This is a genomic window from Bacteroidota bacterium (assembly GCA_038746285.1).
Classification (GTDB): domain Bacteria; phylum Bacteroidota; class Rhodothermia; order Rhodothermales; family JANQRZ01; genus JANQRZ01.
In genome coordinates this window covers 42282-63492 of sequence record JBCDKT010000014.1, presented here as the reverse complement: position 1 = coordinate 63492, position 21211 = coordinate 42282, and the positions used below count along the sequence as shown (strand labels likewise).

Sequence of the window (21211 nt, the reverse complement as noted above, 5' to 3'; positions counted from 1 at the left end):
GGTGACGGGGTGGGTACGGGCCTACAAGGTAAGCGTTTCCCCGGGCTTCAGCGAACGCGCCTCGAACCCGGCCGCGCGCGCTTTCTCGGCGAACGCGTCCGGCGTGCCCGTCAGGAACGGGAATGTGCCGTAGTGGACCGGCAGCGACAGCGCCGGCTTCAGGACCTCGACGCAGGCCACCGCCTCGTCCGGCCCCATCGTCACCACGTCGCCGACGGGCAGGATGCAGAGGTCGATGTCGTAGGCCTCGCCGATGCGCGCCATCTCGCCGAAGTAGCAGGTGTCGCCGGTGATGTAGACCGTCTTGCCCCCGATCTCCAGGATGTAGCCGTTCGGGTTGCCGCCGTAGGTGCCGTCAGGGAAGGACGACGAGTGCCGGGCGTAGGTCTGGACCACGCGGCCCCACCCGAAGTCGAACGCACCGCCGGTATTCATCGGCTGCGCGTTCTCGTGCCCGTGCTCGCGGCCGGCGTAGGTCACGATCTCATAGTTGGCGACGAGGAGCGCATTCGTGCGCTGAAGAATGCTCGGCGCGTCGCCCCAGTGGTCGCCGTGGGCGTGGGTCAGGAGGACCACGTCGGGCGCGAGGTCGTCCGCCGCGACGATGCCTTCGGCGTGGCCGTTGCCGGAGATGAAAGGGTCGAAGAGCAGCGTGACGGGCGAGGCCCCGTCCAAACCGCCGGTCTCGATCTGGAAGGCGGCGTGGCCGTAGTAGGTGAGGGTCATCTCGATGTTGGATTTGCGATCGGGGATTTGAGAGGCTGCTCGACGTGCGTCTCCAAAATAGGGGACACTACCCCAATCCAAAACCGTCAATCCAAAACCTAAAACCGCTCTACCGCGTCAGCGTCAGCTTGTGGGCGGCGCTGCCGTCGGGGGTCTCCAGGCGGACGAAGTAGATGCCACTCGGCAAGCCGTCCGCCGTGAAGCGGTACTCGTGGCGCCCGGCGGGGAGCGTCTCGTCGACGAGCGAGGCGACGCGCGTGCCGGCCACGTCCCACACCGAGAGCCGGACCGGCACGGAGCGCGCGAGTTCGTACGTGATCGTGGTGCTGGCCTGGAACGGGTTGGGCGAGTTGCCGACGATGAGGGCGGTGGCGGCCTCGGCCCCGAGGCCGAGCTTGAAGGCCCCCGAGACGCGCTCCGGCTCGCCCGGCGTCACCTGCCGGACGCGGTAGTAGAGCACCCGCCCCTCCGGCGGCAGGTCGGTGTGGGCGAAGCGGACGCTGCCGTCGACGCTCTCGCCGACGGACTCGGCGGCCCGCACCGTCCCGACTGCCTCGAAGCGCTGCCCGTCGGACGAGCGCTCGACCTGGAACTCGGTGGCCCGGCGGTTCTTGGTCTGCCAGGTCAGCGTGACGATCCCCTGCTGCACGGACGCTTCGAGCGCCTCGACGGGGAAGGTGAACGACAGGTTCGAGGGCACGCGGAGGACGGCGTCGGGGACGGTTACCAGCACGTCGGCCGGGAGCGGCGCGTCGAATCCGAGGCGGAACACACCGGCCGCAGCTTCCTCCAGCGGGACGCGCATCGTGCGCCGGATGTCGACGGCCGGGCGGGCCGCGCTCCACAGGCGGAACTCGTCGAGGTAGCCCGAGAAGCGGCGGGACGACATGGCCCCCGGCCGCTCCGGGCGTCCTCCGAGGGCGAGCGACATCGTGTTGAGCATCCCCGCCTGCTCGCTGCTCTGCAGGGAATCCACGCGTAGCCCGTCTACGAACAGCCGGGCGCGCTCAGCCAGCGGGTCGTTCACGAGGGCGACGTGGTGCCACGCTCCGTCAGCCACGGGCGCGTCTGATTGCATCTTCTCATGGTGGCCCGGGCGGCCTCGGTACACCGCGAGGCGGCCGTGCCCGTCCACGACGAACTCCAGCGGGTAGGGCCGGTCCTCGTCTCCGTCCCACGTCGAGAGCACCGTCTCGTGCACGCCCAGCGTGCGCAGCCAGAACTCCATCGTGAGGGGCTCGCGCGGGTCGAGCGAGGGAAGGGCGCGGCGGCGCAGCGCGACCGGCGGCGTCTCGCCGTCGAGGTGGAAGGCGCGGTTGCGGCCCACTGGGAGCGCCTCGCGCACGTAGGCCTGCCACGGGATAGCGGCGGCGCGCTCAGCACGCCCCGGCAGGAGAGGGGCGACGCGGACCTCCTGGTACCCGAGCCTTGCACCTACCGTCAGGCTGACGACGAAGGTCTGCGCGCCGCGTAGCGGCTCGGCCGTCACGGCGCGCGGCCGGGTTCCGGCGGGTGCTTGCACCTCGGCCTCGACCGGGACGGAGGCGCGGGCGTAGACCGCCTGCACGCGCTCCACCGTCCACTCCGGCGGAAGCTCTAGCTGGAGCCCTTCGATGGGCTCGCTGCCGGGCCAGTGGAAAAACGCGTTGACCTGCTGCTCCGCGTCCAGGGCGTGGACCGTCCTATCAGTCTCCAACTGCGCCCACGCGGCCGAAGCCGGGAGCAGAGCGAGAAGACAAAGGCAGCGCGTAACGAAAAAGCGTATCGCGTCCAAGAGAGCATGTGGTGGCCGAAACAGGGCTCCGCCGCGGCGAAGCGGCTCCGAAGGTAGGGCGCGGAGCGGGTCCGCGTCAACCTATCAACGGGAATCGCCCCTTTCTTCGCATAGGGGGTGCCACTATGCGACAGGAGGCCGCCCGACCGGTCTTGGGGGGTCCGTTTCGGCAATTCATACCGCCGCAGCGAAGGAAAATTGTGCCGCCTCGCCCGGCCTGTTCTGCTCCAAGCCGGCTCTCTGCGCTTGGCCTCGCCTTTGAGAGACGGCCGCCGGTCCCACACCGAACGCCATGCTCTTTCGACTTCGCAACGCTGCCGCCTCCATGTCGGAGATGAACCGGCAGCAGGAACGCACCGCGAACAACCTCGCCAACGCCAACACGGTCGGCTTCCAGCGCGACCGGACGTTCACCGACGTCATCAGCCGGCTCGTCGACGACGAGGACAACCCCACCAGCCAGCGCACTATTACGCCTTGGAGCGACCCGCAGCGCGGGGCCTTCGAGGCGACGGGCAACCCGCTCGACGTGGCGCTCGGCGGCGAGGGCTTCTTCGTCGTCACCGACGCGGCGGGCCAGACGCGCTACACCCGCGCCGGACGCCTCCAGCCGACCCCAGACGGCACCCTGATGACGCCGGACGGCTTCACGATCCAGGGCACCGACGGCCCGCTCCGGCTCCCGCCCGACGCCGGCCCCGTTACGGTCTCCGCCGACGGCGCGGTCCGCGCGGGCGAGCAGGACATCGGGGCGCTCCGCACGGTGCGCTTCGCCGAGGGCACCGCCTTCGAGCGCTTCGACGGGGCCACGTTCGGGACCGACGCCGAGCCGGAAGCGCTCGACGCGCCCGACGTCCGCCACGGGGTCGTCGAGACGAGCAACGTCAACCCGATGGCCGAGATGACCGACATGATCACCCACTTCCGCCTCTTCGAGTCGCAGCAGAAGATGCTCCAGACCACCGACCAGGCCCTCGGCCTCGTCACCCGCGACCTCGGAAAGTTCTAGCGAGTGACGAGGTGCGAGTGTCGAAGGGCGAATTCCCTCGGCACTCAGCACCTGTTCGTCGCTCGACATTCGCAACTCGACCCTCTCCTCATGCTTCGAGCCCTCCGCACGGCCGCCCTCGGGATGAGCGCCCAGCAGCGCGGCGTGGACAACACCGCGAACAACCTCGCCAACGCCAACACGACCGGCTACAAGCGCTCGTCGGTCGTCTTCCACGACCTCCTCTACCAGAACGTCCGCATGGGCGGCGAGGAAGCCGGCGGGGCCGACCCCGCCTCGATGCAGATGGGGCACGGCGCGACGGCCGTGGCGACGGTCCGCAACTTCGTCCAGGGCAGCCTCGCCGAGACCGGCAACCCGCTCGACCTCGCCGTCAACGGCGACGGCTTCTTCCAGGTCCGCAAGCCCGACGGCCAGATCGCCTTCACGCGCGACGGCACGTTCGCGCTCAGCGCCGACGGCGAACTCGTCACCCAGAACGGCCTCCTGATCGAACCCGACATCTCGGTTCCGCCCGAGGCGTCCCGCATCAACGTCAGCCAGGACGGCATCGTGACGGCGCGCCTCGCGGGCGAGCCGGAGCCGGTCGAACTCGGGCAGCTCGAGCTGGCGCGGTTCGCCAACCCCGGCGGGCTGGGCAGCCTCGGCGGCAACCTCTTCGAGCAGACCGACGCCAGCGGCGAGCCGACGATCGGCCTCCCCGGCGAGGACGGCCTCGGGATGCTGAGCCAGGGCTTCCTGGAGACGGCCAACGTGGAGGTGGTCCAGGAGATGGTCAACCTCATCACCGCGCAGCGGGCCTACGAGCTGAACTCGAAGATGGTCACGACGAGCGAGGAGATGCTCCAGATCGCCAACAACGTCAAACGATGAGGAGGCTGTCGGCTGCCGGCTTTCAGCTATCGGCTGTTGGCTCTCGGCTGCTGGCTCTCTGATCCTCACGCTGCCTACCGCTATGGTCCTCTGGCTTGCCCTGCTGCTGACCGCGCTCGCCGCGCCCGGTGATCCGCCAGGCCTGCAGGCCGTGGTCGAGCGCGCCCTCGCCGAGCAGTTTCCTGCAGACGCCGAGCAGCTCCGCGTCCGCGTCCTCCGCACCGGCGGCGACGTGAGCGCCCCGCCGCTCCGCATCACGCTCCCTGCTGGGTCGGGCCTGCCGCGCGGGCACACCCAGGTCGATGTGCTGACCAGCACGCCGGACGGCTGGCAGAAGACCGGGTGGGCCCTTCTCCGCATCGCCCACTTCGACTCGGTCGTCGTGGCCCGGCGCACGGTGCGGCGCGGCGAGGCCGTGGCGACGGCCGACCTCGGCACGGCGTGGCTGGAGACGACAGCGTTCCACGGCGAGCCACTGCGCGCAGCCGACCTCCGCACCTTCGACGGTGACCTTTTCGCCGGCCGGACGCTGCGCGAGGGCCGGGCGCTCCGCCGGGGCGACCTCCGCCCGGCCTACGCCGCCGACACGGGCGACACCGTGACGATGCACTACCGGCGCGGCGGGGTTGCCTTCTCGGTCCCCTGCCACGCCCGCGCGCCCGGTGCCGTCGGCGACGCCGTCCGCCTCTTCTCGCCGTCTACCGGCACCACCTACCGCGCCCGCCTCACCGCGCCCGGCGAGGCTTCGTGGATCGCCACGCTCTAACCTCCAAGCCCATGCCCATCCGCCTCATCATCGTCGCGCTCCTGCTCAGCCTCGGGCCTGCCGCCGCAGCCCAGTCCCTCTTCGCCGACCCGAAGGCGTCGCAGCCCGGCGACCCGATCACGATCGTTCTCGCCGAGCGGACGTCGGCCTCCAGCGTGAGCCAGTTCGAGGACCGCTCGCAGGCCAGGCTCAGCGGCAACGCCAACGTCAACGGTGGCAGCATCACCGGGCAGTTCGCGCTTGGGACGAACATGAGCCAGGACCAGGAGGCCGAGAGCCAGGCCGTCCAGCGCGACCTCCTCAGTGGGACCATCACCGCCCTCGTCGTGTCGGTCGACAGCACGGGCAACCTGCAGATCGCGGGCGAGCGCTCGCTCCACGTCAACGGCGTCACGCATCTGATGAGGGTCGAGGGCACAGTGCGCCCGCTCGACGTGACCTACAACAACACGGTCCTCTCCTTCCAGATCGCCAACGCGAGCGTGGACTACCGCCAGAAGGGGCTGCGCCACAAGTTCTTCCGCCCCGGCACGATCCTCAAGATCGGAGCCGCCGCGCTCGTCGGGGCCGCCATCGCCCTCAGCAGCCAGTGACCCCGATGCCTCGACGCTTCCTCCCCATCCTCGCCATCCTCCTGCTGCTCGGCGGCGACGCCCTCGCCCAGAGCACCGGCACGGCCCGGCTCAAGGACCTCGTCGTGCTCGAAGGGGCCGCCCCGGTCCAGCTCACCGGCTACGGGCTCGTCGTCGGCCTCGACCGGACGGGCGACCGGGTGCGCGGGCGGCGCGGCGCGCCCCACACGGTGCAGAGCATCACCAACATGCTCCAAGCCTTCGGGATCACCGTCGACCCGGCCCTGCTCTCGGCGCGCAACGCGGCGGCGGTGATGGTGACCGCGACGATGGACCCGTTCAGCGGCCCCGGCGGCCAACTCGACGTGACGGTCTCCGCGCTCGGCGACGCGCGCTCGCTCTCCGGCGGCGTGCTCCTCCAGACCCCGCTGCTCGACCCGATGCGGTCCCAGCTCCACGTCATGGCCCAGGGGCCGGTCTCGACGGGCACCGTGGTGGCGGCCAACCTCGGCGCGAGCGCCCGCACGGGTCCGACCAACACCGGGCGCGTCCCCGGCGGCGGCCTCGTCGTCGTCGGCACGTCGGCGTCGGTGGCGGGCACCGACCTCGGCCTCGTCCTCAAGCAGCCCGACTTCACGAACGCGACGGCCGTCGCCGAGGCGGTCAACAGCCTCCTGCCGGGAGCCGCGACCGTCACCCACGCCGGGCTGGTGCGCGTGGACGCCTCCGGCGACGAGGGCGGTGCGGTCGGCCTGATGGCAAAGCTCGAAGCGCTCAGCGTGACGGTCGACGTGCCGGCGCGCATCGTGATCAACGAGCGGACTGGGACGATCGTCGCCGGCGGCAACGTCCGCATCAGCGAGGTCATGGTGACCTACGGCGGCCTCGTGATCTCGACCGAGACCGAGCCCTTCGTCTCGCAACCCGCCCCGCTCTCGAACGGCCAGACGGTCGCGGGCGAGGTGGGCCGCGCCGGGATCGAGCAGGAAGTCGCCCGCAGCGTCGTCCTCCAGCCCAACACCGACGTCGCCGAGCTCGCCGCGGCGCTCAACGAGCTCGGCCTCGCCGCGCGCGACGTGATCTCCATCTTCCAAGCCATCGACCGTGCCGGCGCGCTACAAGGCGAACTGGTGATTCTGTGACGGTAGGGGTTTGATTAATCAAACCCCTACGCCTCTCCTTCCAACATGACTGGTCCTCCCGTCACTGTCACGCTCGCACCCGCGCAGGCGTCGCCCACGCCTGACAAACCCCGCACCCGCGCCGAGGCAGCCGAGCAGTTCGAGGCAGTCCTCGTGCGCCAGTTCGTGCAGGCGATGACCAAGAACCTGTTCGAGCACTCGCTCTCCGGCGAGGGCGGGCTCGCCAGCGGCCACGCCGACACGCAGCGCGACGTGCTCACCGATGCCCTCACCGACCACCTCGTCCGTGGCGGGGCGCTCTCGCTCTCCGACCTTCTCCTGCGCCAGTGGTCACACAACCACGACCCCACCGCCGACTAATCCACCCTGCCTTTGCCTGCTATGTCCTCCTCCGAAAACGTACCCGCTACCGTACGACCGCAGCCTGCGGTAGAGTCGCTGCTCAAGACGCTAGACCAGGAAGGCGAAGCGGTCGAGCGGCTCGCCGAAGCCCTCGGCGAGCAGCTCGCCGCCCTCCAGACGAACCACCAGGAGACGCTCATGGACGCCACCGACGAGGCCAGCCGCGCCGTCAGCGAGATGCACCGCCTGCGCCAGGTGCGGGAGCGCCAGACCCGCCTCCTGGCGCGTCTTCTCCACGTAAAGGCCTCTAGCTCCGGCGAACTGGCCGAGGCCCTGGCCACCCACAGCCAGCCGCTCGCAGACCGGCTCCGGACGGCCCACGAGGCCCTGCGAGCGCGTGTGCACGCCACGCGGGAGCAGTCCGACGAGCTCGCCTTCGCACTCCACGTCGCCGCCCACATCGGGCGCGAGATGCTCCTCGCTTGGCAGCACGCCGAGGCCCCGAGCCGGGTCTACACTGCGGGCGGCACGGGGTCCGACGTTACGCCGCCCCGCCCCTTCGTCAACCACCTCGGGTGAGCCATGAGCATCCAGAACCTCTACCGGTTGGGCCAGCACTCGTTCGGCGTGTTCAGCGCCCAGATGAACATCGCGGGGCAGAACATCGCCAACGCCGCGACGCCAGGCTACTCGCGCCGCCGCCTCACCCTCGCCACCATCGGCCCGCCGGGGCGAGGGCCGCAGTTCGGCTCCTCGTTCCCAACCGTCGGCGTCGGTGTGTCGGCTGAGCGCCTGGAGCGGATGCGCGACGGGCTGCTGGTGTCGGCGGCGGACGACGCCCGCACCCGGTTCGGCGGTGCCGACGAGGAAGCGCGCCTGCTGGGCGCGGTCGAGGGCTTGTTCGGGGTCGGCAGCGGGGCCTCGCTGCAGGACACGATGGGCGACTTCTGGAACGCGTGGAGCGACCTCGCGGGCAACCCCACGGACACCGGCGTGCGCACTTCGCTGCTCAGCCAGGCCGAGACCGTCGCCGGAACGCTCAACGACCTCGACAGCAACCTCAACCGGCTCGCGGGCGAGACCCAGACCGCGCTCGGCGAGAGCGTGGGCGAAGTCAACGGGCTGCTCGACGAGATCGCCGCGCTCAACACCCAGATCCGCGCCGCGCAGGCGGCCGGCTCGCCGGACCTCGCGGCGGAGGACCGGCGCGACGCTGCCGTCGCCGCCCTCTCGGCCTACGTCCCCGTCAGCGTCTCCGAGGAGTCCGACGGCTACGCGGTCACCATCGACGGCATGATCGCCGTGCAGGGCGACCAAGCGCTCGGCCTCACGCTCGACACGGCACCTGGGGAGCCCGCCAGCGTCCGGTTCGAGGGTACCACCGTCGCCTTCTCGGCCTCCGACGGCAAGGTCGGAGCCCAGCTTCGCACGCTCAACGAGACCATCCCCGGCACCCGCGACGCGCTCAACAGCTTCACCGAGGCGCTCGTCACCGAGGTCAACGCAAAGCACGCCGCCGGCTTCGGGCTCGACGGCAGCACGGGGCTCAACTTCTTCGACCCGGCTGGCCTCACCGCCGGGTCCATCCAGCTCTCCAGCGACCTGGACGATCCTGCGAAGATCGCCGCCTCCGGTGTGCTGGGCGAGCTCGGCAACTCCGACGTAGCGCTCGCGCTCGCCAAGCTCCGCGAGGGCTTCGACCAGCAGGTCGTCGACCTCGTCTCGGGCGTCGGGACCCAGCTCCGGGCCGCCCAGACGGCGGCCAACGGGCACGCCTCCGTGGTGTCCCACCTCGACGCGATGGCGCGGGGCGTCTCCGGCGTCTCCATCGACGAGGAGATGACCTATCTCCTCGAAGCGCAGCAAGCCTTCGCCGCCGCCGCCCGCATCATCAACACCGCCGAGGAGATGATGGATACGCTTCTAGCCCTGTAGCTCTCGAACCCTACCCTCCCATGATCTCATCCCGCATTGCGCGCCAGGAGAGCCTCTACGTCTCGTACGCGAACTCTGCCATCCCCGGGATCCGGCGCGACCTCGCCGGCTTTCAGGAGCAGCTCATCACCGGGCGCCGGGTCAACCGGCCGTCGGACGACCCGGTGGCGTTCGCCCAGGCGCGGATGCTAGAATCCCTCGACGAGCGCTACGCCCAGTACGGCCGCACGATCGACTCGTCGCGGCTCTGGGTCAACCGAACGTCGGACGAACTCAGCAACCTCACCGAGCGCTTCGCCGAGGCCTACGAGGAAGGCTTGCAGGCGCTCAACGACACCCTCAACGAAGGCGACCGCGAGGCCATCGCCGGCCGCGTCGAGGCACTGCTGGACGAGGTGATCGACGGCCTGAACGCCCAGTCCGGCAGCGAGTACCTCTTCGCCGGGACGCGCACCACGACCGCGCCGTTCGACGAGGACGGGGCTCCCACCGGCGACCTGAGCGGGGCGCGCAACCGGCAGATCGGCCCGAACACCGAGCTTGCGATCAACATCTCCGGCGAGCAGGTGCTCGATCCTGGCGAAGGCTTTACGATCGTCGAGAGCCTGCAGAACCTCGCCGACGCCTTGCGCGGCGCCGACATCGGCGTGCCGGGCGACGAGCCGTCGGACCTGGCCGAGGCCGTCGGGCAGGTGGGCACAGCGCGCGACCACCTCATCGACCTCGGGGCCGCGCTGGGTGCCACGGCGCGGCGCCTGACGACGGCCGAGTACCAGCTCCAGAACGCCTCCATCGAGACCGAGCGCCGCCGCTCCGAACTCGAGGACGCCGACTACTTCGAGACCGTCACGGCGTTTCAGCAGGCCCAGACCACCCTCGAGGCCGCCCTCGCCACCACCGCGTCTATCACTCAGACTACCCTGCTCGACTACCTCCGCTAGCCGGCATGCCCCTAGTCTGACCGTGCCCCATGACCCCCGCCACGCGCCCATCCCCTAGTCCGGCCAGTTCGCTCGGGAGCCTGGAGCTCCGGTGCCCACCACTGCCGCACACGCTCGTCGAGGCCCTCAACCTCGTCGACAACCCGGCGCAGATCAACACCAAGACCGTGACGTCGCTGCTCGAGCGCGACCCGCTCGTGATCGCCCGGCTGCTCCAGACAGTCAACTCGGCGTACTACGGCCTCCCGCGCACCATCAGCAGCCCCGAGCGGGCCGTCGTCATGCTCGGGCCGGTGGCCGTCGTGGGGATTATCGTGGGGATGAGCATGCTTCGGCTGCGCTCCGTGCTCGAGGGCCCCGCCAGCGACTGCTTCTCGCGGCTCATCCTCCACAGCATCGCCACGGCCTACCTCGCCGACTCTCTGACGAAGGACCAGAGCCCGTGTGTGACCCCGCCCGCCGGCCGGACGCGGACCGGGTCGGGCTACACCGCAGGCCTCCTCCACGACTTCGGCAAGATTATCCTCGTCTACAACGTCCCCGACAAGGCGGTCGCGCTCTACGACGAGGGCTCGCTCTCGGTGCGCGCCGAGAGCGCATGCGAGATGGAGAGCCTCCTGTTCGGGTCCGACCATACGGAGGCCGGCGCGTTCGCCGCTCGCAAGCTCCGGTTCCCGGACCCGCTCGCCCACGTCGCCCGGCACCACCATGCCCCGGAGCAGGCCGATCCCGAAGCGGCCCCGCTCGTCCGCGCCGTGGCCGTGGCCAACCTGGCTGCCGGCGCGATGGGCTACGGCTTCACCGAGGCCCGCTCGTGGGAGGCCTGCACGGCCGACCCAGTGTGGGCGCTCTATGCGGAGCATGCCCCGCCCTGCACGCCCGAGGCGCTGACCGACCTGCTGGCCGCGAAGCAGACCGACCTGGACGAGTACGTCCGCTCCTTCACCATGCCCACCCCCTAGGGCGTGTGAACATTCACCCGAACCGGCTCTCACGGGCCAGATTCCATCCTCGCGGCGTTGCACTCGTCGCCCGATGCTATGGCATCGACGTGGAGTCGCTTCGCTCCTCGATGCTGCGCATTCTCGTGCGCCTTGCGAGGCCGCAATCGTGACCTCGCGCGAGCCTAGTCTTGCAATTGTCCACACGCCCTAGTCCACCTACCGCGGCCCCACTATGCCTGCCTCCCCCTCTGCCCTCAGCGGCCTCGAGCTTCGCTGCCCCCCGATGCCCGAGACCCTCCTCGAAGCGCTCACCCTCTCGAAACAGCCCGACCGGGTCACGCCGGCGAGCGTCACGGCGATGCTGCAGAAAGATCCGCTGGCCGTAGCCTGGCTGCTCAAGATGGCCAACTCGTCGCTGCACGGCCTCCGCCGGGGTATCAGCACGCCGGAGCGCGCCGTGCTCATGCTCGGCCCGATGCAGGTGCTCGGCCTCGTCGTGGGCATGAGCATGCTCAGGCTCCGCTCCGCGCTCAGCGGCCCCGCCGGACCGAGCTTCAACCGGCTCATCCGCCACAGCGTGGCGGCGGGCCACCTCGCGCGCTTCCTGGTCGAGGAGCTGCCGGCCCAGCACGGCGCGGCCCCGAAGGCGAGCCTCAAGGGGGTCGGGATGACGGCGGGGCTGCTGCACGACTTCGGCAAGATCGTCCTCGTCTACAACTTCCCCGACAAGGCCGTCCCGCTCTACGACCAGTACGGCCTCACCGAGACCGACGTGGCGGCGCTCCAGGAGCGCGAGCGCCACCTCTTCGGCTGCGACCACACCGAGGCCGGCGTCTTCGCCGCAAACGAGCTCGACTTCCCCGACATGCTCGCCCAGGTCATCCACTTCCACCACCGTCCGAGCCAGGTGCCGGGCGACGCCGCCATGCGCCACCTCGTCGCCACCTCGTCGCTGGCCGACCTCGCCGCGCGCGCCCTGGGCTACGCCTTCACCGCCCCCTGCTCGCAGGAGACGTGCAGGGCCGACCCCATGTGGGCCCACTACCTCCCCTTCGCGCCGGCGGCCATCGGTGCCCCGGAGCAGCTAGCCGACGCGGTCTTCGCGCTGAAGGAGCACCTCGACCAGCAGGTCCAGTCGTTCTCCCCACCGAGTATGGCCTAGGTCGTGTGGACAGTTGCAGGGTCAGGTTCGCACGCGGTCACGATCTCGACCTCGCGATCTCGACCTCGCAAGGCGCACAAGAATGCGAAGCCTCGAGGAGCGAAGCGACTCCACCCAGATGCCGCAGCATCGGGCAGAGCCTGTCCTGAGCGGAGTCGAAGGAAGTGCAACGCAGCGAGGGTGGAATCCGGCCCGTGAGAGACGATCTGGGCAGACGTCCACACGGCCTACGTGCTGCGACAAGCTCCCGTTGACAGGTATGTCGTCCTGAACGTGGTTCAGACCGCGCAGCAGCGGCGCAGCCCATCTACGGGCCACGCCCCAGATCCCGGATCGGGGTCCGGGATGACAAAGAAGAAAGCCTGTCCGTCTCAACGTGCCAGAGGACTAAGGCTTTGTTTTCACCCTCTAGCGTCATCCTGAACTCGCTTCGGGACCTCGGGCGTGCGCCTCAGGCTCGGCGAGGCCCCAGGACCGGGCACGACGGCCCTCCTGTGCTTCCGAACGCGCCCTAGACGAGCCCCCAACGCCGCGCCGGTCAGGGGCAGCGCCGAACGCCAGCGCCCCCCCTTTTGCGTGGGCGTCCGGGCACAGGAACGATCCTATATCCTGCCTGCATAGCTACTTAGCCGAGATTTTCTGGTGCCGCGCTTAGTGCGGCTGACGGGGACTCGATAACTGGACCAACATCACGAACCATCCTACCCCCAGCCACACACCAATAGGTACACCATCATGGGTATCGGAGACCTCAACAGGATCAACTCCAACGTCCAGTCGCTCCAGGCGCTGGGCTCGTTCAACAAGACCAATGACATGCTCGGCATGCGCCAGCTCCGCCTCTCGACTGGCATGCGGATCAACCGCGCCGAGGACGACTCGGCCGGCTACGCGATCGCCAAGAAGCTCGAGAGCCGGGTGCGCGGGCAGGCCCAGGCCATGTCCAACGTCGGCGACGCCAAGAGCATGCTCACCGTCGCCGAAGGCGCGCTCGGCAACGTGATGGACATCCTCCAGACGATGAAGGAGAAGTCCGTCCAGGCCGCCAACGACTCGCTCGGCGACTCCGAGCGCAACGCCATCCAGAACCAGATCGACGCCCTCTCGAGCGAGATCACGGACATCCTCGAGACGGCCGAGTTCAACGGCAAGGACCTCTTCACCGACGCCGCCGCCGGCACCGACCTCTCGTTCCACGTCGGCTCCGACAAGGGCGACAGCTTCGACGTCAACATCGGGCGCACCAGCAAGAAGGCGCTGATCGGCAACGGATCGAGCGTTGACACCTCCGGCCTCACCGCCGGCGACGTCACCGTGCGGGCCTACAACGGCACCTCGGCGAAGGACTACACCGTCACGCTCGACACCACAGTGGACGAAGCCGCCGACACCGAGAACCGGATCGCGGCGGGTGCCACGTTCACGCCCGGGGCCACCTCGTTCGCCGTCGGCGAGACGGTCGAGTTCCGCGCCGTCACCAATGAGGTTGGTAGCGCCACCGACGCGCAAAAGGCTGCGAGCATGCGCCTCGAGATCAAGAACGCGGACGGTGAGTTTGAAACCGTCTCTGGCTTCGACGACATCGACCTCAGCGATGGCGCGGGCGACGTCACGGTCGGCCTCAACGGCCTGTCGTTCGACATCACCGACGCCGCTGACGGCACCGACGAAGGCACGATCGCCGACGGATTCACCTTTTCACTGACCACGGGCGGCCTGACCGACGGTGACGGTGGAGTGGCGTACAACGGAGCCACGGGGACGTATACGTCCAACGATGGCCTCCTCCAGTTCAGCGGCGACTTCGCCGGCGCCGCCGCCAGCGACACGTTCTCCGTCTCGGCCGACACCGGCGGCGTCAACGTCACCTCCAACGACGCCGCCCGGGACTCGATCGATACAATCGAGACCGCCATCCAGGCGCTCTCGGATCAGCTCGGCTCGATCGGCGACAGCCAGTCGCGGCTCTCGTTCAAGCTGGACAACCTCCAGACGGCGATGACCAACAACGAGGCGGCCCGGAGCCGGATCGAGGACGCGGACTTCGCCAAGGAGCAGATGGAGATCGTGAAGCTCCAGATCCTCCAGCAGACCGGCATCGCCTCGCTGGCCCAGTCCAACGCGGCCCCGCAGTCGATCCTCTCGCTCCTCGGCTAAGCCGGGATCAGTAGACCGGCAGCAGGTCGCACGCAGGCTGAGCCGCCGCTTCCCCCGGGAGGCGGCGGCTCGCTCATTGGGCCAGGCCGGCGGCGCTTAGTGGTGCCTACTCAGACCCGATAACCAGAGCAGACCCACTCCTTACTTCCTCCCCCCTATTCCCATGCATGCTGCCTCTCGGATGCGCCAGTACCAGCAGCAGGACGTCACGACCTCCTCGCCCGAGCGCCTCGTCGTGAAGCTCTACGACCTCGGCATCGCGGCCTGCTACCGGGGCGACCGCGCGAAGACCCGCGCGGTCCTCGTCGAGTTGATGTCGGCGCTCGACCATGAGCAGGGCGGCGACTTGGCCGCCCGGCTCTACGGGCTCTACGTCTTCTGCCTCGACGAGAGCGCCCGCGGCGACCTCGCCGTTGTGGCGGACCTCCTCGGCGGCCTCCGCGAAGCGTGGCAGGACGGCGTCCTGAGCCGCGCTGCCTAGCCCTTCTCCACCAGCCGACTGGAACGATGACCATTTCCTCTCTCAACGGCGGCGATCCCTACGAACTGCTCATCGCGCAGATCATCCAGATCGAGCGCCAGCCGCAGTTCGCCCTTCAGCAGAAGAAGAGCGAGCAGACGATCTTCAAAGCTGTCCTGAGCGATTTCGACAGCACGCTCTCGGCCCTCGACGCCTCGCTGGGCCGCATGACGGACCTGCTCGCCAACCCGTTCGGCGCGCTCACCGCCACGGTCCCCGAAGGCGCAGGCTTCAGCGTTCTGGCCTCCGACAGTGCAGCGCCTGGCCCGCGCACGCTCCAGGTGGAGCGCCTCGCCACGGCCGACAGCCGCCTCTCGAAGCAGTTTGCCCAGGACGGCGGCACGCTCCGCTCGTTTTTCGACGCCAACGGCGCGCAGACCTTCACCGTCGAGGTCGCCAGCCCGACCGAGGACGACCCCGACGCGCGCGTCGGGGTCGAGGTCACCGTGAACCCCACCGGCGACACCGACGCCGAGGTCCTCGGCGAGATCAGCGCCGCCATTGACGAGGCGATGGACGCCGCCGCCGACGCGGGCACCATCCAGCGCGGCGACGGGGCCGCGGCTTCGATCGTGAACGAGACCTCGGGGACGGCCCGCCTCTCGCTGCGCAGCGGCGAGACCGGCTTCGCCAGCCGCCTCTCGTTCACCGACTCCAGCGACGGCCTGCTCGGCTTCCTCCAGGTCAACGCCGACGGCCTCGTCGGCGACCCCGTCACCACGACGACCCCCGCGACGGCCGCCTCGCTTACCGGCGACGCCCTCGACGCGCCGGTCTCGGTGGGCCTGTTCGGGGGCGACCTGGAGATCGAAGTCAACGGCGCGGCGACCACCGTCTCGTTCGGCGCGGGCACCTACACCGCCGAGGACATCGCGGCCACGCTGAGCAACGAGCTCGGGGCCGACGTGGAGGTCGAGGTCGCGGGCGGCGCGTTGCAGTTCACGACGGCCGCCACCGGGTCGGCCGCCTCGCTCCAGGTCACGGGCGGGAGCCTCGCCGAAGACTTCGGCCTCGAGGTCATGGCCTCGCCCGTCACGGGGACCGATGAGGCGACGACCACGCAGACCGAAGGCACCGGCGGCCAGGTCACCGCCATCGGCACGGGCGAGACCGACAGCCTGCTCAACAGCCGCTTCCAACTCGACGGCCTGACCCTCTACCGCGGCACCAACGAGATCACCGACGCGGTCGAAGGCCTCACCCTCTCGCTCGGCAGCGCCGGGGACCTGACCACCTTCACAGTCGGGGCCGACGGCGAAAGCGTCGCTGGCGAGGTCAAGAGCTTCATCAAAGCGTACAACGACGTCCTCTCCTTCATCAAGCAGCGCTCCACCGTGGACCCCGAGGCGGGCACGCGCGGCGACTTCGCCGGAGACGCGGCGATCGCCGGGCTCCGGTTCGGGATGCGGAACGACAGCCTCCTCGCCGTCGGGAGCCAGCCTGCCGGGACACCCACCCTGCTGGCCGACCTCGGGATCGAGTTCGACGACGACGGCGCGCTCCGGCTCGCCGACGAGGACAAACTCGTCGCGGCCGCTCAGGCAGACCCCGACGGCGTACAGTCGTTCTTCGCAGCGGAGGACGGGCTCGCCACCCGGCTCCAGGCCCGCCTCGACACGTTCCTCGGCACGGACGGCATTCTCGACAACCGGACCGACACCATAGACTCCCGCATCCGGCGCCTCGACACGCAGATCGACCGGTGGGACGAGCGGCTCTCGCTGCGCGAGGATCAGCTGCGCGCTCAGTACGCCTCGCTCCAGGAAACCCTCGCGCTTCTGGAGGGCCAGCAGAACTCCCTGGTCTCGTTCTACACCTGATCCCAGGTCTGCAGCAACACGCTGGGAGAACCAGGGCGCGAGGCGGAGGGGGGAGCAGACGCCGGAAGGCTGGTCAGCCTCTTCTCACGGGAGCCCGCCCCTTCCTTCCTCTTTGCCCTCCACGCCGACGCGCTCGCCCACCACGCCAAACAGCCTCATGCCCTCTCCCCTGATCGACGCCACTCTCGCAGCCGGCGAGCGCCTGCTCGCGGCGATCCAGACCGAAGACTTCGGGCGCACCGCCGAACTCGCGGCGGCGCGCGGCGTGCTCATGGACCGCCTCCTGGCCGAAACGACGCCGGCGATGCACACGGAGGAGGACCGGAGGGCACTTACGGCACAGCACCGCGCGCTTACCGGGCTGCTGAACACGCAGGAGGGCACGCTGCGCAGCGCGTTCGCTACCTCTAGGCAGCACCGGCGGGCACACGCGTCTTACCACGCCCCCCCGTCCCGTCCGAGCGTACTTCGCGCAGTCCACGGATAGCCTGCTTCGTACTATTCAGGGGTCGTGCTGCTCAGGGGCCTTAGTGCTCTCCTGGCGCTGCCGATAACCAGGCCAGCACCACCCTGACCACCCACCGTCCTGCACAGCTTCTACCATGAACATCCAACCTACGCGCTCCGGCCCGATGGGCCTGGATCCGAAGGCTGCGGAGGCTGCTAACCCTGCGCGCGCTCCCCAAGCCTCTCCCGCCGAGCTATCCACCCCGGCCCCTGCCGACGCAGCCCCTGCCGACGCAGACCGGATCGAGCTCTCCGACGCAGCCCGCGCGCGCGCGGACGGCGCGCAAGACCCGGTGTCCGAGCAGGCAAGCCAGCTTCTCCGCGACTGGCCGAGCCTCGACCCCGAACGCATGGAGATGATCTTGTCCCGCCTAGAGCAGGGCGTCTACGAGGCACCGGAATCGGTCAAGCAGGTAGCCGAGCGCCTCTACGCCGACCTGACCGAGCAGCCGCTCGACGCTCAGGGTCCGAAGCCCTAGAGCACCAGGACACCTCCGCTAGAGCGAGAGGCTCATCTCGGCGTGCCCTTCCTGGCGGTACTTCTTGAGCTTGTTGCGGATCGTCCGCGCGCAGATGCCGAGCTTCTCGGCGGCCTCGCGCTGGTTGTTGCCTGAGGCCGCCAGGGCTTCGAGGATCATGTGGCGCTCCATCTCCTCGATCGTCAGCGTCTCGCCGTCGGTGGTGGTGAACGAGACCCCGGCCGGGGCCGACGCCGCGGGGGCTCCCGAGAAGAACGCGTTCATCACGTCGTCGGCCGCGATCGTGTCCGACTCGGCCGCCATCACGACGCCGCGGTGGATCATGTTCTCCAGCTCGCGGACATTGCCGGGCCAGGGGTGGGCCTGGAACCGCTGCAGTAGGTCCGGCGCGAGCGTCTTCATCGGCAGGCCGTAGAGGAGGCTGTACTTCTTCGCGAACTGTGCAGCTAGGAGCGGGACGTCCGAGCGACGGGCGCGCAGCGGGGGGAGCGTCACGGGGAACACCGCGAGCCGGTGATAGAGGTCCTCGCGGAAAATGCCCTCGGCTACAGCCGCCTGCAGGTCGCGGTTGCTCGTGGCGATGATGCGGACGTTGGTCCGGCGCGGCTTCGGGTCGCCGACGCGGCGGTACTCCTGCTCCTGGAGCACGCGGAGCAGCTTGGCCTGCACCGAGGGCTCGACCTCGGTCACCTCGTCCAGCAGCAGTGTCCCGCCCTCGGCCTGCTCGAACGCCCCGACGACGTCGTCCACGGCCCCGGTGAAGGCGCCTTTCCGGTGCCCAAAGAGGTGGCTCTCGACGAGCTCGCGCGGCAAGTTGGCGCAGTTAATCGCGATGAACGGGCCGGCGGCGCGGTCGCTCTGCTCGTGGACGAGGCGGGAGACGACCTCCTTGCCCGTCCCGCTCTCGCCGTGGACAAAGATCGGGGCGAGGCTCTGCGCCACACGGCCGACGAGGGCGCGGAGCGATTCGATGCTCGGGTGCTCGCCGACGAAGGTGGTCTGCGCGGCGGCGGCGCGGCCCGAACGCGCGGAGGGCGAGGTCGCGCGCGGCGCGGCGTCGGTCGTGCCCAGGCGCGCTAGCTGTTCCTGCACGCGCTCCAGCAGTGCCGACGTCGAGAACGGCTTCGGGAGGTAGTCCACCGCCCCGTTTGCCATGGCCTGCACGGCGTGCTGGATGTTGGCGTGGCCCGTGATCATGATGACCCCGACGCTCGGGTAGCCCTCGCGCACATGCGCCAGCAGTTCGAACCCGTTCATGCCCGGCATCTGGAAGTCGGTGATGACCAGGTCCACGGCCTCGCGTCCCAGCACGCCCAGCGCGTCGGTCGCGCCGTGGCAGCTCGTGACGCGCATCCCGTGGCGCGTCAGCAGGCGCTCTAGCACGCCGTGGAGCAGGTGTTCGTCGTCGACGACGAGGATGTGGGGCTGGCGGTCCTGCTTGGCAGAAGGTGGCATGGGGGGCACGGACGTATAAGGGGTGGCGGTGTGAGCCAAAAGGGATCGTTCACATGTCTCTGTTATTCGACAGACGGTATAAATCTATCGACGAACGACCTTTTTAATTCGACCAATCGTTATCAAACGCCATACCTAAATCCGTCCCCTGAACATAAACCTATGTTTTATATGTTCATCTAGTCCCGCGCCTATTGCGCGATGTTGGTGTAATTACCAGCGGACGGTAGCAGAAGGGTAAAGGTGACACCGTTTTCTCCGATAGCGGCCTCTTGCCCCGCGAGCTCCAGGCGGCCCCGGTGTGCCTCGGCGATGCGCCGCGCGATCGGCAGACCGATACCGAGGTTGCTCGACTTGGTGGTGAAGAACGGCGAGAACATTTGGGCCTCTCGGAGTCCGCCCACGCCTCCGGCGTTCCACACCTCGAAGCGCGTCATGGCCGGGTCCGCCGCCTCGGCCGGGGTCCGCCGCACGGAGCACCGGACGCCCGGCGCGCAGGCGGGCACGTCCGCGGCGGCGTCGAGGGCGTTTTCGAGCAGGATGAGGAGGGCTTGCTGGATCAGCAGCGGGTCGCCCTGGACGCGCGTGCCCGGCTCCACCTCCACCGCCACCTCGGCCTGCGTCTCGCCCAGGCCGGTGAGCACGTCCGCCATCAGCTGGCCGGCGTCGAGCACGCGCGGCATCGGGCTGGCGGTGACGCTGTAGCGGTTCAGGTCGGCGAGCGTCTTCTCGAGCGAGGACACGCTCTCGAAGATGCGGAGCACCATGTCGCGCTCCTCGTAAGGGCCGACGCTGTCGGCCAGCAGCTCGGTGTAGCACTGGATGCTCGTGAGTGGTCCCCGCATGCGGTGGGCCAGCACCTGGGCGAGGTCGGCGATCAGGTCGTGTTCCGCGGGCGCAGCGCCGGAGGGCGCAGGGAAATGAGACATAGTGTGCGAGGCGGTTGGCGATGGGCGGTGTCTGTTGTCGGCGACGGCAAGTTTTTCCGAAGGCGGGCGGGAGCCTGTTCCCGGGACTTCAGCGTCCCGCCGCAGGGCCTGGTCTAGGCTGCCCAGCGTGGGGGACGGGGCTGCAGGAGCCCATTCAGGCACAAACCAGGCCCTTTCTGCTGCAGCCGCATGTGCCTCGGCGCGGCGGCGCGTGCCTCGGCGCGGCGGCACGCGGCGCGGCGGCACAGGGCTTGTCCCAGGGCAGAACACCACGCAGCCCTACCGCGCTATGGACACGCCCAAGCTCTCCGTTCTCCGCCACGCCATGCAGGCCTACGCGATGCGGACCCAGGCGCTGGCCGGCAACATCGCCAACCTGGACACGCCCGACTACCAGCGCGAGACGGTCCGCTTCGAGGCCGAGCTCCAGGCCCGCCGCCGCAGCACGCCCGGCCACCGCACCCCCGAGGACGTCCAGGCCCGCTACGCCCGCGAGGACGCACCCGCGCTGCTCGAAGACGAGATGATGAGCCTCGCCGACACGCAGATGCGGACCCAGCTCACAACGCGCGCCCTCCGCGAGCACTTCGACCTGCTCCGCACCGGCATCACCGGCCGTACCGGCTAATCCACCGCACCGGCTCCCCCCACTGCGCCATGCCGATCATCCGCAACACGCCGTCGCTCTCCATCTTCCGCACCGCCGCGCGCGGGCTCGAAGCTCAGCGCCGCGCCCTGGGCGCAGCCACGGACAACATCGCCAACGCCACCTCGTCGCGGGCCGAGGACGGCAACGCCTACGCCATCAAGCGCGCCGTCACCGTGGCCGACGAGCCCCGCCGCTTCGGCCGCCTGCTGACCGAGGCCAAGACGGACCTCCAGCGCACCGACGCCCGCCACTTCCCCAACGGCCGCCTCCTCGGCCGCTTCCGCGACGCCGACGCCGGGCCCGCCACCGAGATCGAGGAGGTCAACGACGAGCGCTTCGAGTACGACCCGGACCACCCGCACGCCGACCTCGACGGCTACGTCACCTACCCCGACGTCAACGTGGCCGAGGAGATGGCGCACATGATCTCGGCCAACCGCATCTACGAGGCCAACCTCACGACCGTCGAGGCCGTGAAGGAAATGCTCAAACGCACGCTAGAGATTTGA

Annotated in this window: 22 protein-coding genes; 18 read left to right on the top strand and 4 right to left on the bottom strand. The window is 69.5% G+C overall.

Annotated elements, in window-relative coordinates; all coding sequences use genetic code 11:
* Nucleotides 1-21: 21 nt before the first annotated feature.
* Together AAGI91_06665 and AAGI91_06660 are read right to left on the bottom strand one after the other, a co-directional pair.
* Nucleotides 22-726 (bottom strand): metal-dependent hydrolase, encoded by a 705-nt coding sequence (locus AAGI91_06665; protein ID MEM1042299.1) that lies wholly within the window; start codon nucleotides 724-726, stop codon nucleotides 22-24.
* Between the two features lie 109 nt (nucleotides 727-835).
* Nucleotides 836-2422 (bottom strand): LamG-like jellyroll fold domain-containing protein, encoded by a 1587-nt coding sequence (locus AAGI91_06660; protein ID MEM1042298.1) that lies wholly within the window; start codon nucleotides 2420-2422, stop codon nucleotides 836-838.
* A gap of 370 nt (nucleotides 2423-2792) precedes the next feature.
* Between AAGI91_06660 and AAGI91_06655 the strand changes: the two genes are divergently transcribed.
* The 16 genes from AAGI91_06655 (at nucleotide 2793) to AAGI91_06580 (ending at nucleotide 17669) form a co-directional block, all read left to right on the top strand.
* Entirely contained in the window at nucleotides 2793-3509 is a 717-nt protein-coding gene (locus tag AAGI91_06655) for a flagellar hook-basal body protein (GenBank protein MEM1042297.1), read from the top strand.
* 90 nt (nucleotides 3510-3599) lie between these two features.
* A complete protein-coding gene (gene flgG / locus AAGI91_06650; GenBank protein MEM1042296.1) occupies nucleotides 3600-4382 on the top strand; it encodes a flagellar basal-body rod protein FlgG in 783 nt (260 codons plus the stop codon).
* 82 nt (nucleotides 4383-4464) lie between these two features.
* A complete protein-coding gene (gene flgA / locus AAGI91_06645; GenBank protein MEM1042295.1) occupies nucleotides 4465-5148 on the top strand; it encodes a flagellar basal body P-ring formation chaperone FlgA in 684 nt (227 codons plus the stop codon).
* A gap of 11 nt (nucleotides 5149-5159) precedes the next feature.
* A complete protein-coding gene (locus tag AAGI91_06640) occupies nucleotides 5160-5741 on the top strand; it encodes a flagellar basal body L-ring protein FlgH (protein ID MEM1042294.1) in 582 nt (193 codons plus the stop codon).
* Between the two features lie 5 nt (nucleotides 5742-5746).
* Nucleotides 5747-6862, top strand: a complete 1116-nt coding sequence (locus tag AAGI91_06635) for a flagellar basal body P-ring protein FlgI (protein MEM1042293.1) — start codon at nucleotides 5747-5749, stop codon at nucleotides 6860-6862.
* Between the two features lie 45 nt (nucleotides 6863-6907).
* Nucleotides 6908-7222, top strand: a complete 315-nt coding sequence (locus tag AAGI91_06630; protein MEM1042292.1) for a hypothetical protein — start codon at nucleotides 6908-6910, stop codon at nucleotides 7220-7222.
* 21 nt (nucleotides 7223-7243) lie between these two features.
* Nucleotides 7244-7783 (top strand): flagellar export chaperone FlgN, encoded by a 540-nt coding sequence (gene flgN, locus AAGI91_06625; GenBank protein MEM1042291.1) that lies wholly within the window; start codon nucleotides 7244-7246, stop codon nucleotides 7781-7783.
* A 3-nt stretch (nucleotides 7784-7786) separates the two neighbouring features.
* Nucleotides 7787-9139 carry a flagellar hook-associated protein FlgK gene (gene flgK, locus AAGI91_06620; protein MEM1042290.1) on the top strand — a complete coding sequence of 451 codons (1353 nt, stop codon included), beginning with the start codon at nucleotides 7787-7789 and terminating at the stop codon, nucleotides 9137-9139.
* A 20-nt stretch (nucleotides 9140-9159) separates the two neighbouring features.
* The gene (locus AAGI91_06615) at nucleotides 9160-10080 is read left to right on the top strand and encodes a flagellin (GenBank protein MEM1042289.1); all 921 of its coding nucleotides are present in this window, start codon (nucleotides 9160-9162) and stop codon (nucleotides 10078-10080) included.
* Between the two features lie 29 nt (nucleotides 10081-10109).
* Nucleotides 10110-11042 carry an HDOD domain-containing protein gene (locus tag AAGI91_06610; protein MEM1042288.1) on the top strand — a complete coding sequence of 311 codons (933 nt, stop codon included), beginning with the start codon at nucleotides 10110-10112 and terminating at the stop codon, nucleotides 11040-11042.
* 214 nt (nucleotides 11043-11256) lie between these two features.
* Complete coding sequence (locus AAGI91_06605) at nucleotides 11257-12186, top strand: HDOD domain-containing protein (GenBank protein ID MEM1042287.1); 930 nt, start codon at nucleotides 11257-11259, stop codon at nucleotides 12184-12186.
* 735 nt (nucleotides 12187-12921) lie between these two features.
* A complete protein-coding gene (locus AAGI91_06600) occupies nucleotides 12922-14343 on the top strand; it encodes a flagellin (protein MEM1042286.1) in 1422 nt (473 codons plus the stop codon).
* 163 nt (nucleotides 14344-14506) lie between these two features.
* On the top strand, nucleotides 14507-14824 hold the full coding sequence (locus AAGI91_06595) for a flagellar export chaperone FliS (GenBank protein MEM1042285.1): 318 nt from the start codon (nucleotides 14507-14509) through the stop codon (nucleotides 14822-14824).
* A 26-nt stretch (nucleotides 14825-14850) separates the two neighbouring features.
* Nucleotides 14851-16683, top strand: coding sequence for a flagellar filament capping protein FliD (fliD, locus tag AAGI91_06590; protein MEM1042284.1), 1833 nt, complete (start codon nucleotides 14851-14853; stop codon nucleotides 16681-16683).
* 157 nt (nucleotides 16684-16840) lie between these two features.
* On the top strand, nucleotides 16841-17170 hold the full coding sequence (locus AAGI91_06585; GenBank protein MEM1042283.1) for a flagellar protein FliT: 330 nt from the start codon (nucleotides 16841-16843) through the stop codon (nucleotides 17168-17170).
* Nucleotides 17171-17285: 115 nt separating this feature from the next.
* Entirely contained in the window at nucleotides 17286-17669 is a 384-nt protein-coding gene (locus AAGI91_06580) for a hypothetical protein (GenBank protein ID MEM1042282.1), read from the top strand.
* 18 nt (nucleotides 17670-17687) lie between these two features.
* On the opposite strand, the gene AAGI91_06575 is transcribed toward AAGI91_06580, so the two are convergent.
* Together AAGI91_06575 and AAGI91_06570 are read right to left on the bottom strand one after the other, a co-directional pair.
* Nucleotides 17688-19124: a sigma-54 dependent transcriptional regulator gene (locus AAGI91_06575; protein MEM1042281.1), complete on the bottom strand. Its 1437-nt coding sequence runs from the start codon at nucleotides 19122-19124 to the stop codon at nucleotides 17688-17690.
* Between the two features lie 191 nt (nucleotides 19125-19315).
* Nucleotides 19316-20053 (bottom strand): HAMP domain-containing sensor histidine kinase, encoded by a 738-nt coding sequence (locus AAGI91_06570; protein ID MEM1042280.1) that lies wholly within the window; start codon nucleotides 20051-20053, stop codon nucleotides 19316-19318.
* Between the two features lie 289 nt (nucleotides 20054-20342).
* On the opposite strand from AAGI91_06570, the gene AAGI91_06565 reads away from it, so the two are divergent.
* Both AAGI91_06565 and flgC read left to right on the top strand, forming a co-directional pair.
* Nucleotides 20343-20681: a flagellar biosynthesis protein FlgB gene (locus AAGI91_06565; protein MEM1042279.1), complete on the top strand. Its 339-nt coding sequence runs from the start codon at nucleotides 20343-20345 to the stop codon at nucleotides 20679-20681.
* A gap of 29 nt (nucleotides 20682-20710) precedes the next feature.
* Entirely contained in the window at nucleotides 20711-21211 is a 501-nt protein-coding gene (gene flgC / locus AAGI91_06560; protein MEM1042278.1) for a flagellar basal body rod protein FlgC, read from the top strand.

Bases quoted from the DNA above. Each gene is read 5' to 3' on its own strand.
- AAGI91_06665 (MEM1042299.1), bottom strand. From the start codon at position 726: ATGACCCTCACCTACTACGGCCACGCCGCCTTCCAGATCGAGACCGGC.
- AAGI91_06655 (MEM1042297.1), top strand. From the start codon at position 2,793: ATGCTCTTTCGACTTCGCAACGCTGCCGCCTCCATGTCGGAGATGAAC.
- flgG (MEM1042296.1), top strand. From the start codon at position 3,600: ATGCTTCGAGCCCTCCGCACGGCCGCCCTCGGGATGAGCGCCCAGCAG.
- flgA (MEM1042295.1), top strand. From the start codon at position 4,465: ATGGTCCTCTGGCTTGCCCTGCTGCTGACCGCGCTCGCCGCGCCCGGT.
- AAGI91_06640 (MEM1042294.1), top strand. From the start codon at position 5,160: ATGCCCATCCGCCTCATCATCGTCGCGCTCCTGCTCAGCCTCGGGCCT.
- AAGI91_06635 (MEM1042293.1), top strand. From the start codon at position 5,747: ATGCCTCGACGCTTCCTCCCCATCCTCGCCATCCTCCTGCTGCTCGGC.
- AAGI91_06630 (MEM1042292.1), top strand. From the start codon at position 6,908: ATGACTGGTCCTCCCGTCACTGTCACGCTCGCACCCGCGCAGGCGTCG.
- flgN (MEM1042291.1), top strand. From the start codon at position 7,244: ATGTCCTCCTCCGAAAACGTACCCGCTACCGTACGACCGCAGCCTGCG.
- flgK (MEM1042290.1), top strand. From the start codon at position 7,787: ATGAGCATCCAGAACCTCTACCGGTTGGGCCAGCACTCGTTCGGCGTG.
- AAGI91_06615 (MEM1042289.1), top strand. From the start codon at position 9,160: ATGATCTCATCCCGCATTGCGCGCCAGGAGAGCCTCTACGTCTCGTAC.
- AAGI91_06610 (MEM1042288.1), top strand. From the start codon at position 10,110: ATGACCCCCGCCACGCGCCCATCCCCTAGTCCGGCCAGTTCGCTCGGG.
- AAGI91_06605 (MEM1042287.1), top strand. From the start codon at position 11,257: ATGCCTGCCTCCCCCTCTGCCCTCAGCGGCCTCGAGCTTCGCTGCCCC.
- AAGI91_06600 (MEM1042286.1), top strand. From the start codon at position 12,922: ATGGGTATCGGAGACCTCAACAGGATCAACTCCAACGTCCAGTCGCTC.
- AAGI91_06595 (MEM1042285.1), top strand. From the start codon at position 14,507: ATGCATGCTGCCTCTCGGATGCGCCAGTACCAGCAGCAGGACGTCACG.
- fliD (MEM1042284.1), top strand. From the start codon at position 14,851: ATGACCATTTCCTCTCTCAACGGCGGCGATCCCTACGAACTGCTCATC.
- AAGI91_06585 (MEM1042283.1), top strand. From the start codon at position 16,841: ATGCCCTCTCCCCTGATCGACGCCACTCTCGCAGCCGGCGAGCGCCTG.
- AAGI91_06580 (MEM1042282.1), top strand. From the start codon at position 17,286: ATGAACATCCAACCTACGCGCTCCGGCCCGATGGGCCTGGATCCGAAG.
- AAGI91_06575 (MEM1042281.1), bottom strand. From the start codon at position 19,124: ATGCCACCTTCTGCCAAGCAGGACCGCCAGCCCCACATCCTCGTCGTC.
- AAGI91_06570 (MEM1042280.1), bottom strand. From the start codon at position 20,053: ATGTCTCATTTCCCTGCGCCCTCCGGCGCTGCGCCCGCGGAACACGAC.
- AAGI91_06565 (MEM1042279.1), top strand. From the start codon at position 20,343: ATGGACACGCCCAAGCTCTCCGTTCTCCGCCACGCCATGCAGGCCTAC.
- flgC (MEM1042278.1), top strand. From the start codon at position 20,711: ATGCCGATCATCCGCAACACGCCGTCGCTCTCCATCTTCCGCACCGCC.